11 protein-coding genes are annotated in these 13,325 nt (G+C 70.1%); 2 read left to right on the top strand and 9 right to left on the bottom strand.

The genetic code is table 11. The features are described from left to right. Nucleotides 1-111: 111 nt before the first annotated feature. Nucleotides 112-2,097, bottom strand: coding sequence for an amino acid transporter (locus tag J7E94_RS28580; RefSeq protein ID WP_215019692.1), 1,986 nt, complete (start codon nt 2,095-2,097; stop codon nt 112-114). Between the two features lie 249 nt (nt 2,098-2,346). Here J7E94_RS28580 and J7E94_RS28575 point away from each other — a divergent pair, with 249 nt between their 5' ends. Beyond that, nucleotides 2,347-2,940, top strand: a complete 594-nt coding sequence (locus J7E94_RS28575; RefSeq protein WP_215019691.1) for a TetR/AcrR family transcriptional regulator — start codon at nt 2,347-2,349, stop codon at nt 2,938-2,940. Next, nucleotides 2,937-3,791 (top strand): alpha/beta fold hydrolase, encoded by an 855-nt coding sequence (locus J7E94_RS28570; RefSeq protein WP_215019690.1) that lies wholly within the window; start codon nt 2,937-2,939, stop codon nt 3,789-3,791. Before J7E94_RS28575 ends, J7E94_RS28570 begins: the two co-directional genes overlap by 4 nt. A 292-nt stretch (nt 3,792-4,083) precedes the next feature. Here the strand turns inward: J7E94_RS28570 and J7E94_RS28565 are convergent, their stop codons facing one another. The 8 genes from J7E94_RS28565 to J7E94_RS28530 all read right to left on the bottom strand — a co-directional run bounded on the left by J7E94_RS28565 (nt 4,084) and on the right by J7E94_RS28530 (nt 13,231). Continuing rightward, on the bottom strand, nt 4,084-6,369 hold the full coding sequence (locus J7E94_RS28565) for a catalase (RefSeq protein ID WP_215019689.1): 2,286 nt from the start codon (nt 6,367-6,369) through the stop codon (nt 4,084-4,086). Between the two features lie 424 nt (nt 6,370-6,793). Next, entirely contained in the window at nt 6,794-7,735 is a 942-nt protein-coding gene (locus J7E94_RS28560) for an NAD(P)-dependent alcohol dehydrogenase (protein ID WP_251057359.1), read from the bottom strand. 33 nt (nt 7,736-7,768) lie between these two features. After that, the gene (locus J7E94_RS28555) at nt 7,769-8,002 is read right to left on the bottom strand and encodes a helix-turn-helix transcriptional regulator (protein ID WP_215019688.1); all 234 of its coding nucleotides are present in this window, start codon (nt 8,000-8,002) and stop codon (nt 7,769-7,771) included. After that, nucleotides 7,996-8,469 carry a hypothetical protein gene (locus tag J7E94_RS28550; RefSeq protein WP_251057358.1) on the bottom strand — a complete coding sequence of 158 codons (474 nt, stop codon included), beginning with the start codon at nt 8,467-8,469 and terminating at the stop codon, nt 7,996-7,998. Before J7E94_RS28550 ends, J7E94_RS28555 begins: the two co-directional genes overlap by 7 nt. A 622-nt stretch (nt 8,470-9,091) precedes the next feature. After that, on the bottom strand, nt 9,092-9,481 hold the full coding sequence (locus tag J7E94_RS28545; RefSeq protein WP_215019687.1) for a hypothetical protein: 390 nt from the start codon (nt 9,479-9,481) through the stop codon (nt 9,092-9,094). Between the two features lie 900 nt (nt 9,482-10,381). Continuing rightward, entirely contained in the window at nt 10,382-10,642 is a 261-nt protein-coding gene (locus J7E94_RS28540; RefSeq protein ID WP_215019686.1) for a hypothetical protein, read from the bottom strand. 93 nt (nt 10,643-10,735) lie between these two features. Beyond that, nucleotides 10,736-11,347, bottom strand: coding sequence for a hypothetical protein (locus J7E94_RS28535; RefSeq protein WP_215019685.1), 612 nt, complete (start codon nt 11,345-11,347; stop codon nt 10,736-10,738). Between the two features lie 225 nt (nt 11,348-11,572). Then, entirely contained in the window at nt 11,573-13,231 is a 1,659-nt protein-coding gene (locus J7E94_RS28530) for an immunity 49 family protein (RefSeq protein ID WP_251057357.1), read from the bottom strand. Nucleotides 13,232-13,325: the final 94 nt, after the last annotated feature.

The raw sequence follows: 13,325 nt of genomic DNA, 5'->3' as shown, positions 1-13,325 counted from the left end.
GGGTACCGTACGCCGCCGCAGTGACATTCAGCGGGGGAGGCCTCTTGGCGGTGCCGCCGACGGCCCTGCCGCGGTGTGCTGGGCCGGTTCCTTCGCCGGCCGCGGTTCGGGTCAGCCGCCGACGTGGATGCCGGGGCGGCGATCGGGGTCGGGTTCGTGTTTGCGGATGATCTCTCGGGTGACCGGGGCGGTGTCACCACGGCCGAGCAGGAAGTAGCGGAACATGTGCAGCAGCGGGCTGCCCTCGGCCCAGGCGAAGTAGCAGTGGGGCTGGATGCCCGTGGCGTCGCGCAGGGCCAGCAGGATGGCCGCGATGGCGTTGGGAGCGGCGGGAGCTTCCGCGCGCAGGATCCGGTAGCCGTCGACGGCCACTCCGCGGATGGTGAGGGTGTCGCTGAAGTCGGAGGGGTCGACGACGTCGATCTCGAGGAACAGTACGTCGGCCGGGCCGGGCACCGGATTGGTGCCGCGCTGCTCGTATTCCTTGGCGGAGTATTCGGCGCTGTCACCGGCTTGCCGCCGGTTGGCGATGATGTTGATGGCGTTGTCGTGGGCCAGGGTGTCGTGGATGAACCGGCGGGCGTCGGCATCGAAGACGATGCGGTCGGCGCGCAGTTCGGTGGTGCGCGAGACGCGCGAGACCAGCGAGACGACGATGATGCCGAGGATGAACAGGCCGGAGATGGCGATGCCGTCGGGCTTGTCGATGATGTTGGCGAGCAGGGCGTAGAACAGGATCGCGGTGAGCACCGCGAAACCGACGGCGGTGGCGCGTCGGCGGTGGCGCGCGACGGAGACGGTGACGGCGAACGCGCCGGAGACCATCATGGCCAGGATGCCCGTGGCGTAGGCGCCGGCCTGCTTGTCGACGTCCGCGTCGAAGGCGATGGTGATGATGACGCACAAAGCGGTGTAGACGATCACGACGGGGCGCACTGCCCGTCCCCATTCGGGGGCCATGCCGTAGCCGGGAAGATACCGGGGCACGATGTTGACCAGCCCCGCCATGGCCGATGCTCCCGCGAACCAGAGGATCAGGATGGTGCTGATGTCGTAGACGGTGCCGAACGCCTCCCCGACGTGCTCGTGGGCCAGCCAGGCCAGGGCTCGGCCGTTGGCCGCGCCGCCGGGCTCGAACTGCTCGTGGGGGATGAGGAGGGTGGTCACGACACTTGCGGCCAGCAGGTAGACGCTCATGATGAGGGCGGCGGTGGTCAGCAGCCTGCGGGTGTTGCGGATCCGCGAGCGCAGCCGCTGCTCGTCATCGGCGCCGTCGGCGGCCACGAGCGGCATCATGCTCACGCCTGTCTCGAATCCCGACAGGCCCAGGACGAGCAGCGGGAACGCCAGCAGTGCCGGCCCGGCCAGGCCGCCCCAGCCGCCTCCCCCTTCGAACAGGGCGTCCGTCCAGGCCGAGAACGCACTCGGGGAGCTGAGTACCTCGGCTACACCGACGGCGATGACGACCGCGTTCAGCGCCAGGAAGACGGCCACGAGCGGGATGGCCACCTTCACCGCTTCGCTGAAGCCGAGCAGGAACACTCCGCCGAGCACCAGCAGCAGGGCGACCGTCAGGGCGACCTCGTGGCCGTGCAGGGCCTGTGGGAAGAACGGGTTCTCCACCACGTGCACGGAGGCGTCCGCGGTGGACAGGGTGATGGTGATGATCCAGGAAGTGGCGACGAAACCCAGCAGGACCAGGACGAACAGCTTGCCCCGCCAAAACGGCAGCAGGTCCTCCAGCATCGCGACCGACCCGGCGCCGTGCGGGCTCTCCTTGGCCACGCGCCGGTACATGGGCAGCATGCCGAACAGGGTCAACGCCACGATCAACAGCGTGGCCAACGGCGAGACCGCCCCGGCCGACAGTGCGGCGATGGCCGGGACGTAGGCCAGGCTGGAGAAGTAGTCCACGCCGGTCAGGCACATCACCTTCCACCATGCGTGGGGCTCGGCGTGCCCCTCACCGGCCGCCGGCCCGACCGGCTGCACCTGATGGCGCAGCATCCACCGCGCCAGGCCACCAGTCGGCTGGGTGCGCAGAGCGGGACTGTCCACCACCTCCGGTACGACCGGTCCGTTCACATCGTCCTTCATATCCCCCATCACTTTCACTCACGGTCCGGGCACGGCAACGCCATACGCATCCACGACGGGGCGCGATCATCGAGTATGTAACTTCCCGCAGGCGCTACCTACCTCCCCCCCGGGAAACACCGCGCCGCGAGTCACCGTCTGGACCCTGCAAACGGCGGCGTCCCGGCGCACTCCCTTCCCTTTGTGTTCCTAGTATCACTAGGTTATACCTAGGACTCCTAGGAAAGCCTGGGGTGAAGGGGAGACTGCATGGCGCGGGCGGGTTTGACGCCGGAGCGGGTGACGATCGCGGGTGCCGAGCTGGCGGATGAGGTCGGGCTCGAGCAGGTGACCATGTCGCAGGTGGCGAGGCGGCTCGGCGTGAAGGACGCGAGTCTCTACACGCATGTGCGGGGTCTGGAGGATCTGCGCGGACGGATCGCGCTGCTGGCGGCGGACGAGAAGACCATCCGCATCGCGGAGGCGACCGCCGGACGGGCGGGCAAGGACGCGCTGGTCGCGTTCGCCAACGCCTGGCGGGAGTACGCCCACCGGCATCCGGGCCGCTACACGGCGACGCAGACCCCGATCCGGATCGACCCTGAACTGGCCGCACGAGCGCCCGGACCACGCCGCGCGGTCGAGCTGACCTACGGCATGCTGCGCGGCTACGGACTGGCCGAGCCCGACTTGACCGATGCGGTCCGGTTGCTGCGCAGCACGTTCCACGGGTTCGTCGCCTTGGAGGCCGCGGGAGGGTTCGCGCACGAGCGTTCGCCGCAGCAGTCCTGGGTCCGCGCCCTCGACGCCTTGCACACCCTGCTGGAGCACTGGCCTCCGACCCGAGAAGGAGAATCCGCATGACCGGCCCGACCACCGGAAGCCTGCGCGTCAACGGCGCGACCCTCCACTACGAAGTACGCGGCCACGGCCCGCTCCTGCTGCTGATCCCCGGAGGGACGGGCGGCGCGGCCTCCTTCGACGGCATCGCCGATGATCTGGCCGCCGAGTACACCGTCGCGACCTACGACCCGCGCGGCATGTCCCGAAGCACACTGGACGACCCCGAGGCCGAGCAGCGCGTAGCCGAGCACGCCGACGACGCGCTGCGGATACTGGACCTGCTGTCGCCCGATGAGCCCGCCCGGGTGTTCGCCACCAGCTCCGGCGCGATCGCCGCCGTACACCTGCTCACCACCCGTTCCGAACGCGTCGAACGCCTCGTGGCGCACGAACCGCCGCTCGTGGAGGTCCTGCCGGACGCCTCCGAACACCGTGCGCTCCTCGCATGCGTACAGGAGACGTTCCGCACCCAGGGGCTCATGCCGGCGATGGCCGTGTTCGCCACCGGCCTGAAGAAAGACGGCGAAACCGAAGACGGCGACACCACCGAGCCGAAGGCCGAGCTCACGCTTCCACCGCAGGCAGCGGCACGGGCGGAGCAGACGATGGCCAACCTGCCGTACTTCCTCGGGCGCATCGTGCCCCGCTTCATGGCCTACACCCCGGACATCCACCGACTGGAGGCACTGTCGGACCGGCTCGTGCTCGCCGGCGGCCACGACTCACGCGGCGAACTGCCCTACCGTCCAGCCGCCTTTCTGGCCGAGCGTCTCGGCATGGAACTCCTGCACTTCCCCGGCGGGCACACCGGCTTGACCACGCACCCCGACCAGTTCGGCGAACTCGTTCGGAAGGCGTTCCGCGCCGAGTGACTCGGCGGCATCCATCGCGGCCTGTGACCGCGCGTGGCGACTTTTTGCACGCGCTCGTCGAGGGCCTGGAGCAGGTAGAGGAAGTCCTCGGACTCCGAAAGAACCGCCCGCCACCGGCCCGACTGAGCGAGCGCGCCCACCAACAGGTGAGCTCGCTCTCGCCCACTCCCCAACCCTCGGGGTCGGTTCGGGAGTTCCAGCCAGTCGCACTGGATCCCCTCGCCGGGCGTGTGCACCATCACCGCGACGTTCCGCCGGTTGAGGCGTGGCAGGGTTCGCAGTGCGGGCGGTCTCAGACGGCCGAGGCGGGGAAGCGGTCCCAGACGCGGTGGGCGCCCAGCAGCCCGGTGAGCTGCTCCAGAGCGCCCGGCCCGTCGTCCGCAACGACGGTGCCTGCCTCGCCGGCGCGGATGCCAGCCGCTTCGAAAAGGCGCTCCGCGCCGTTCCAGCCGCCGACGGCCTTGCCGTGCCGGTAGGCCTCGGCGAGCAGCGCCACAGCCCGTGGGTCTCCGGCGGCGCGCCTCGGGTCACCTGCCTTCGCGTCGCGGGCACCGTACGCGTCGGCGCCCGCTTCGGGCACACCCGCGAACAACAGGGCGTCGAACTCGACCGAACGCGCGACGGCGAAAGTGCGTTGCACGGTCACCGGTCCACCCTTGTCGCCAAGCGTCCCGCCTGCGGGGGCGATCACGAGCGGCACCATGCCCGCCTCCAGGACGGCCTCGCGAACCTCGCGCACGCCGGCCAGGTCGGCGGCCGCGTCGGCGACGATGCCGATGGTTCGTCCATCCGCCGGCCAGGTGCGGCCGACCTGGGACAGGGCCGGGCTGGGGCGGACGTCCGCGAGCGGCTCCGTGGCTGCCGGTACGGACAGTCCCAGCCCGGCGGCGACCTGGGCGCACAGTTCCCCGTCGATGTTGGCCAGCGTCTTCAGCACCCGCTCCTTGACGGCCTGCTCGTAGCACTTGGAGAGCTCGAAAGTGTAGGCGGCGATGATGTGCTCGCGTTCCACGTCGCTCATGCTCAGCCAGAACAGCCGCGGCTGGGAGAAGTGGTCGCCGAAGGAGGCGGGCGCCGTGCGGCCCTTCTGGGCTGCCGGGACTTCGACGGGTACCTCGATGAAGGCACCGGTGTCGGCGCCGGCGAAGAAGGGGCAGCCTCCGTCGAGGCTGTTGGGGTGGTAGGGCGCCGCCCCGCGGTGCACGGCCGTCTGGTGCATGCCGTCGCGCAGCATGTCGTTGACGGGCGCATGGGTGCGGTTGATGGGCAGTTGTGGGAAGTTGGGGCCGCCGAGCCGGGTGATCTGGGTGTCCAGGTAGGAGAACAGGCGCCCGGCCAGCAGAGGGTCGTCGGTGACGTCGATACCCGGCACGAGATGGCCGACGTGGAAGGCGACCTGCTCTGTCTCGGCGAAGTAGTTGGAAGGGTTGGCGTTCAGGGTGAGGAGCCCGACCGGCTGGACCGGCGCCATCTCTTCCGGCACGATCTTCGTGGGATCGAGAAGGTCGATGCCCTCGAAGGTCTGGTCCGGGAGGTCGGGGAAGGTTTGGATTCCGAGTTCCCACTGCGGGAACGCGCCGGACTCGATGGCGTCGGCCAGATCGCGGCGGTGGAAGTCGGGGTCGACACCTCCGAGGATCTGCGCCTCCTCCCACATCAGGGAGTGCACGCCCAGCTTGGGCTTCCAGTGGAACTTCACCAGCGTCGTGGCGCCTTCGGCGTTGACGAGGCGGAAGGTGTGGACGCCGAAGCCCTCCATCATCCGGTAGGAGCGGGGGATGCCGCGGTCGGACATGTTCCACAGCGTGTGGTGGGTGGCCTCGGTGTGCAGGGACACGAAGTCCCAGAAGGTGTCGTGCGCGCTCTGGGCCTGAGGGATTTCCCGGTCCGGATGCGGCTTGCCGGCGTGGATGATGTCGGGGAACTTGATGGCGTCCTGGATGAAGAACACCGGGATGTTGTTCCCGACCAGGTCGAAGACGCCTTCCTCGGTGTAGAACTTGGTGGCGAAGCCGCGGGTGTCGCGCACGGTGTCGGCGGATCCTCGGGAGCCCAGCACGGTGGAGAAGCGCACGAACACCGGCGTCTCGGCGTCCTTGGTCAAGAAGGCGGCTTTCGTGACCCCTTCCGCCGTACCGTACGCCTGGAACACGCCGTGCGCGGCGGCGCCGCGGGCGTGGACCACGCGCTCGGGGATCCGCTCGTGGTCGAAGTGCATGATCTTCTCGCGCAGGTGGTGGTCCTGCAGCAGCACGGGCCCGCGCGGGCCCGCCTTGAGCGAGTGGTCCGTGTCGTGGAGCCGGGTGCCCTGCGCGGTCGTCAGGTAGGCGCCGCTCTGAGCCATGCGGGCCTGGTCGGCTCCGGTGGGCTGGCCGGTCGGGCTGACCGTCTCGGGGCCCCGCTGGTCCGCCTTGGGCGGCAGCGGCTCGACAGGCTGAACCGGCTCGGTGAGCTGCGGGGACACGGGGGCGGGCTTGCCCGGAATCCCTTCCTCAGGGCCCTGCGGACCTGGCGTAGCGCCGTGCATGACATCGGTGACCTTGTCGGTTACTGCCTTCAACGGGTTCTTCTCGGGCATCACATCTCCAAAAAGTAGGAGCCGGGCTGTACACGTTTGACCCGAGGTGTGGCTTCTCAAACTACGGCTGGTCGTGTGTCCTACCCGGTGCGGCCCGTACCTCGCGGGCCTACGGCAACCAGGCGTGCATGGCAGCGCGCGCCGGCCGCCCTTGACCGCGACGAGGGGCGTGAAAATCGGGCACAGGTCCACAGCGCCCGCGGTTGTCCAGCACTGACGCAGGTGCCCACGCGGGCCGGACCGACACGTCCCCCTGGTCGCGTGGGCGCGATGTCGCCCGCCTACGGCACCTTCCGCCTGCGCGTTTCCCGAGCACCTCACCGCGTCGGGCCCCACTGCCCGTGGACGAGACCGCCCAGCTGCGCACGGCACGCCGTGCCCGGCACGCCGTACCCGCGGCCCTGACTCCTGCACTGGAACCTGTTCAGGGAGTGACCAGGATCTTGCCGCGCGCCCCGCCCCGGTGGAGTTCCTCGGCGGCTTCCGCGGCTCCCTCGAGTGAGCAGGTGCGCTGGACGGCCGGAATGAGGGTGCCGTCCTCCACATGCTGTTTGAGGACGTCGAGGTCGGCCTTGCGCTCGACGGCGACGAACCCCTTGAGGGTGTGGCGTACGAAGGGACTGAGCAGCACGGCCCGCAGGACCCGGTCGATGCCGCCGAGCCAGCGGCCGCCGCCCTCGCCGCCCACGATGACGAGCGTTCCGCGCGGGGTCAGGGCGCGCCTGAGGTGGGTCAGGGTGCGACCGCCCGCGGTGTCGAGGACGAGGTCGTAGTGGCGGGTGCCGTCGGCGAATTCCTCGCGGGTGTAGTCGATGGTCTCGTCCGCGCCGAGCGAGCGCACGAGCTCCGTCTTCCCGGTGCTGCACACCCCGGTGACGTGCGCACCGTACGCCTTGGCCAGTTGCACCGCGAAGGTGCCGACCCCGCCGGCGGCGCCGATGACCAGGACCCGCTGCCCGGACCGTACGCGGCCCGCGTCGCGGAGCGCCTGGAGCGCGGTGAGCCCAGAGGTGGGGAGCGCGGCCGCCTGCTCCAAGGGGAGGCCGGCGGGCTTGTGGGCGAGCTTGTCCTGCCGGGCGCTCGTGTACTCGGCGAAGGAGCCCTCGCAGATGCCGAACACCTCGTCGCCGACCCGGAAGGCGGTCACGCCCTCGCCGACTGCCTCGACCCGCCCGGCGACCTCCCGGCCGCGTACGCGGACCTTGGGCGCGCGCACCCCGTATCCCATGAGCCTCAGCAGGTAGGGCCGGCCGCTCATCAGGTGCCAGACCCCGGCGTCGACCGCGGCGGCCCGGACGGCTATGAGTACCTCGCCCTTGCCCGGCTTCGGCGCACTGATGTTCCTCAGCTGCAGTACACAGTACATCAGAGGAGCCGTACGTGTTCTGCACGATCGCCTTCACGGCGCCGTCCCTTCCTCGTCCGCGTACTGAAAGACCTGTTCGAGCGGCACCGCGAAGGCGCGGGCGATCCTGAACGCCGTCTCGAGCGAGGGCGAGTAGCGGCCCTTCTCGATGGCGATGACGGTCTGCCGGGTCACCCCGATGCGCTCCGCCAGATCTGCCTGCGTCATCTCCGCGTGCTCGAAGCGCAGGGTCCTGATCCGGTTCGTGATGCCGGTCGGCCTCACCACGTCTGGAACCCCCAGCGGTAGGCGGCGAGCTTCACGACGGAGCCGAGCACCGCCGAGAGGACGAAGCCCAGGTAGATCGCGTTGGAGATCCAGAAGCGGTCCGCCGAGGCCATCGAAAGGATCAGCGCGGTCACGGCGCCGATCACGAGGAAGGACTGCCCGGCATACTCCCCGAGGCGGCCGATCTCCTTGTCCCGCTGGTCCTTGACGTCGGCCTCGCCGGGCGAGGCGATCGCCATCGAGATGTGGAGGAGGATCGAGGCCGCGATGGAGCCCCCGACCGTCCAGAGCAGGGGGGCGACGTACGGCACCTCCGTAAGGGGCAGGCCCTCGTCGGCCCGGCCCAGAACGAGGGCCAGGTAGACCGCGTACGAGGCGACGGCGACCACCCCCATGATCCACACGCGCTTTTCCTCGAAGGCCACGTCTCCCCTCTCTCCCATGCCGATGTAAAACAACTTTGACATGGAGAATGTAAAAGCATCCATACTCGATGTCAAGGATTCTAGACATTGGCCCCGTCGGTGCGCGGCCCCGCCGACACCTCGCCCCGACCCGGCTTGCTGGACTCATGTGAGGTCGGCGGTTAATGCACGCGCACGCAGCGACCCTCCACGGCTGTCCCCCTCGCCACAGAGCGCAGCCTGCGCAGAAGCCGGCCGACCACGAAGACGCAGGCGGTTCCGCAGACGAGCAACAACAAGCCGGCGAGTATCTCTGTCGGTGGAGTGGGGGGTGTCGAATTCGGCCAGCAGGTCGGCCCTGCTGCGGCCTATGGCCGCGGCGAGCGAAGCGGTAACCGGTGAACGCCGCTTCCACAACGTGGCCACACCGCGCGGCAGGTAGCGGAGCGTGGGCTGCCACCCGGGGGCGGAGATCGAGAAGACTCGCCTGCGTCCAGCCGGTGATCGCATCCCTTCGGGGATGTCGAGCGCAAGCTGCCTCCGCCGCTGGTGTCCACACCTCCCGCCGCGCTGCCTCCGTCGGCCTGGAACACGTGTCGGCATGAACCAGCACCGCAGAAGCGCTGGCTACCGCGACCGGGCCGGGACCACACGGCCCGGCCCGCTGACCAGCCTGCGCTGCGTCCTAGCTCTTGCCGCGCTTTGCAGGCGGGTCCTGAGGATCCACGCCCGTGACCGCAGAGGCGTCCCTGGTACCGCTGGGGCGCCGGGAGCGGCCCTTGGGGCCGAGGTCGTGCATGCCCTCGGACGAGCCCTGCTTGGCAAGATCCTCACCGCTGCGGCTGGTGCTCTCGCCGGTGTCGGCGCCAGTGCCCTTGGCCTCCTCCTTGGAGACGGTCCTGCCGGGCCCGGGTGCCGGGGCGTACTTGTCAGGGTGGAAGGAGCGGTGCGCGCTCGGGTTGTCCTGCGTATGCGTGCTGTCGACGTCCGGTGACCAACCGTGTTGCTCGGTGCCCGGATGCCTGCTCGGTCCCTCACCGTGCGAGGGCTGGGATTGTTTCGGTTTCCTGGACATGGCCTGTCCTTCGTTCGGTATTCCCCGAGCACTTACATGCTGCCCGCCCTGGACGCTGCCACTCGGCCGAGAAGGTATCGGGAAAGCCGGCGGCCAATCCCGCCCGAGGGGCCCTTGACGGGAGGCGTTCGGGGACATGATGGACCGGGTGGCAGCCGGGTCCGGAGTCGAACCCCGGCGCAGGGCAGCAGCCCGGTTGGTGCTCGGCCTATTGCCAGAGGGAAGGCGGCCCACAGCCGTCTGCCGGCCGACGCGGCACTCGCTCACGGTCATCACGTCCGAGCCCAACGTCAACGACGTCCCAAGCCGACCGTCACCCGTTTCCGTACTCCTCCACCAGGTCGGCGATCAGCGCGGTCAGGGCCGCGGCCCGGTGCCGGTCCTCGCGCTGGTTGCGCAGGCTGCGGTCGAGTGCCCGGGGCAGCAGTGTTCTGGCGGCCGGGTATCACGGCAGCGGCGGTCGGTCGCTGCGGTCATGCCTACCGGCTGGTCCGGCTCGGCTATTGCGACCACGGCAACTGTGTGTCCTCCTGCTCGTCAGATGAGCACGGCCCATCACGCTGCCCGCTTTTCCGGGCGCTCGATCGATATCTGCCTCGATACGGCGAACTGGAGTGGCCGCGTGCACCGTTCGGTCGTCGTCTCGTCGGCGGCCCGGGGGCCGCTGTGTGGGCAGTGACCGCCGGGGGCTTGACCGGCCTGGCCCCCGCGGGCAGGCGGGGATGGCCGGGGTGCCGTGCGACGAGACGATCGATCGGTTGTCGGCCGGGCGGCCCGCGGGCGGCATCGGGGAGGGATGCCGCCTGCGGCCACCAGCCGCGATGGACGTCGTCTGCGGGGACGTACCACCGTCATCCACGCGTGTGTCCCCGATCGCCGCTGCCAAACAACCGCCGCGACTCAGTCCGGCCCGACTCCGCACCCGTACTCCCTTGTTCGGGCCCAGGAGTAGGGCGCCGCGTGCTGCGTGGGGCGGCGGCACGCGGCAGTCTTGCAGTCGCTGATCGCGTTGGTGCAGGCGGCCCTGCTCACCGACGCGCACGCGGCCGGGGCCGCCACGACGGCGCGGGCCGCCTGCGGGCGGTCGGGCGGACGGGGCTGCTGGGCGCGGACGCGGCCCACCAGGTCGCGGAGCACCCGGCGGCCGTCGACCCAGGACACTCGTGGGCCGGCGTCACGTTCGCGGACAGCCCTCCCGTTTCGCGTGATCGGGGAGGACGCCCCCGGCTCCACCCTTCCGCCCGTCCGCCCAGCTCAGTCCGTACGGGGAGCTGTTGGCGATGCGGGTGACGACCGGCCGGGTGCGCGGGCGCGCAGACGGTTCGAGACCAGGACGAGTTCCTCCGGTACGACATTCCTTCCCAGCACGAACCGGCCGAGTAGGCCCTGCGGCCCGGTGACGACCACGACGTGCCCCTCCATGGTCAGGCGCAGTTCCCCCCACGGATGGCTCCACTGCGGCATGTAGCCGAATTCCCACAGTTGGAGCCGGCGGGTGGTCGTCGTCAGGGAGTAGGACGTGTAGTCGTTCTCCTTGAAGGGCGGTGGCGCCGGAGCGCCTTCGGGGATCAACTTCACCTGGTACTGACTCAGTTCCGTCTCGCCCGCATCGAGCGTGTCCCTGCGGACCTCGGCCTTGACGCCGTCCCGGTACGCGGTCACCGCCCCGCCAAAGGCGCCCAAGAGGCCCAGGGCGAGGCAGATCGTCAGGTTGAGCCACCCGGGCCAGTGCTCCGTACCCTCAATGGCGATCGGGACGACGCACGCCGCGCCGGCGATCCCGCCCCAGACCGCGCCGCGCCGCACACGTCTACGGCGTGCCAAGTCCGCCTCGCCCGCCGCTGCCCCCTCGACCGTCCCGTCCATGTACTCCCCCAACCCCTCATGGCACAGCAGCCACAGCTCGTCAAAACCCTACGCCACCAAGGTGGTTCAAAGCCCTTGCCTGCCGTGAACGCAGTACGCCGGCGGGTGGGAAATGCCAGAAGTACCGCCCGCCCCCATGGGGATGACGGCCCCCCTTTCAAGCAAGAGTTGTGGACAGGGTTCGGTTCGCGGCTGTCCGTTGTCCGGCTGGACGTACCGCCGGGGCTAGAAGGGTTCGGCAGCCTGGAGGAGCCGCTGGGGGAGGTACGGGGATTCGACCCGGATGCTCCAGCCGCGGCGGCGGGCGTGGCAGGCCAGGGCGAGGACGTTGAGGTTGATCGTGGCGTCGGGGTCGTCGGCTCGGTCGGCGACCTGGTAGTGGTCGCGGTGGGCTTCGAGGGCGTCGGCCAGCGCCAGGTTGAAGCTTTCCTCGTCGCCCTCCACGAGCTGCGACAGCAGGACGGCCGGCGGCGGGAAGAAGCCCCAGTCCTTGGCCTTCTCCACCTCCCGCAGCGCCCGCTCCGCCGCCTGCTCGGGGTCCACGCCCCTCAGGTAGGCATGGAGGGCCTCCCGGTACGCGGTGAAGGCCGAGCCGTCCTTGGCGGCAAACGCGGGGCCGGTGAGGACCAGGGGGGCGAGGTCCTCGCGTACGCCCGTGATCAGGGCGAAGGCGGTGGCGTGCTCCCAGGCGGCGGGGCCCGCCTCCTCGTCCCGTTCGGCCGGGTAGCGGAGGGTCTGGCCGTCGATGGTCACCTCGGCCTCGGTGCCCGGCTTGGCGAGGGCGATACGGAACAGGGCCGCCCCCATCTGGGAAGCCAGCCGCAGGTTCGTGAGCTGGGCGTCCGTCACGTCGTCGGAGTTCCCGGCCCGCCACTTGAAGAGGAGCTCCTGGTAGCGCATGGCGCTCCCGAGCCGCCATACGGCGAGGGGCTTTCCGTCCTCCGGGGTGAAGGCCTCGCGGGTGTACTGGTCGAACTGCGCCTCGGTCTCCTCGTGCACGGTGCGTTCGTAAACCGGCCGCTCGACCACCAGCGGTCCGGCGGCCAGCGCGGTGAGGGCGTCCGGGCGCCGGTCGCGGCCGAAGCCCGCGACCCTCGGGCCGCGGGTCTCGAAGCCGGTGACCAGGGCGTGCGGAAGGTAGTCGGTGTGCAGGGCCGGCATCCAGCCCACGGTCCGGTACGCGAGCGCGGCCAAGCCGAGCGGCAGGAGCGGGAGGAGACTGCTCGGGGAGGCGCTGGGGCCGTACAGGGTGGTGTGCGGGAGCAGGAGGGCGGTCAGGCCCGCGTCGAAGGCCTCCCGGTCCTCGGCGGCCAGGGCACGCAGGGTCTTCAGCGCGACGCTGTCCGGCCGGTCGAGGAGGCTTTCGCCGGTCTCCTCCGCCCGGCTGCCGATGCGGGCCAGTGCGGCGTCGATGGCGACGAGCTTCGCCTGCGCGCTCGGCGGGTAGTCATCGTCGTCGTTTCCGGTGTCGCCCATGACCTGGGCCATGAAGCCGGTGGCGAGCTCGCCGGCCGGGGTTCCCTGTGCCTTCTCGGCGAACTTCTGACGGGCGAAGTGGAAGGCCTCGCCGCGCCACGTGGCCTTGTCCGAGAGGATCGCGAGACAGAACGCGTCGATCCATTCGCCAGGTGTGACGCTCTCCTCGGCGTCGTCTTCGTCGCTACGGGGGTCGTAGCCCATGCCGAAGTTCACGTAGTCGAGGGTGATGTGGAAGTCGCAGTGCGGGAAGTACGCCGCGAACGCGACGGCGCCGGCCGCGGCCTCGGTGGCGTCCTTGAGGGCGGCCTTGGCCTCCGGGGTGTCGAGGTCGGGCGTCTCGACGGAGAGGGCGCCCAGGTAGTCGAGGAACTCGTCCGCGATCGCCTGCCACTCGTACGTGGCCATCCGGCCGCCCCTCGACATGGACCGGACCTGTCCCCCGATCCGGTTCGCGAAGTCCTCGCGCGCCGCCGAAAGAACTGCCTGGCCTACCTGGTGA

Source organism: Streptomyces sp. ISL-94 (assembly GCF_018614075.1).
Lineage (GTDB): Bacteria > Actinomycetota > Actinomycetes > Streptomycetales > Streptomycetaceae > Streptomyces.
The sequence above is the reverse complement of the archived record's forward strand: the minus strand, read 5'-3'. Positions and strand labels throughout refer to the sequence as shown.

Bases quoted from the DNA above. Each gene is read 5' to 3' on its own strand.
- J7E94_RS28580 (WP_215019692.1), bottom strand. From the start codon at position 2,097: ATGAAGGACGATGTGAACGGACCGGTCGTACCGGAGGTGGTGGACAGT.
- J7E94_RS28575 (WP_215019691.1), top strand. From the start codon at position 2,347: ATGGCGCGGGCGGGTTTGACGCCGGAGCGGGTGACGATCGCGGGTGCC.
- J7E94_RS28570 (WP_215019690.1), top strand. From the start codon at position 2,937: ATGACCGGCCCGACCACCGGAAGCCTGCGCGTCAACGGCGCGACCCTC.
- J7E94_RS28565 (WP_215019689.1), bottom strand. From the start codon at position 6,369: ATGCCCGAGAAGAACCCGTTGAAGGCAGTAACCGACAAGGTCACCGAT.
- J7E94_RS28560 (WP_251057359.1), bottom strand. From the start codon at position 7,735: ATGTACTGTGTACTGCAGCTGAGGAACATCAGTGCGCCGAAGCCGGGC.
- J7E94_RS28550 (WP_251057358.1), bottom strand. From the start codon at position 8,469: ATGTCAAAGTTGTTTTACATCGGCATGGGAGAGAGGGGAGACGTGGCC.
- J7E94_RS28545 (WP_215019687.1), bottom strand. From the start codon at position 9,481: ATGTCCAGGAAACCGAAACAATCCCAGCCCTCGCACGGTGAGGGACCG.
- J7E94_RS28535 (WP_215019685.1), bottom strand. From the start codon at position 11,347: ATGGACGGGACGGTCGAGGGGGCAGCGGCGGGCGAGGCGGACTTGGCA.
- J7E94_RS28530 (WP_251057357.1), bottom strand. From the start codon at position 13,231: ATGGCCACGTACGAGTGGCAGGCGATCGCGGACGAGTTCCTCGACTAC.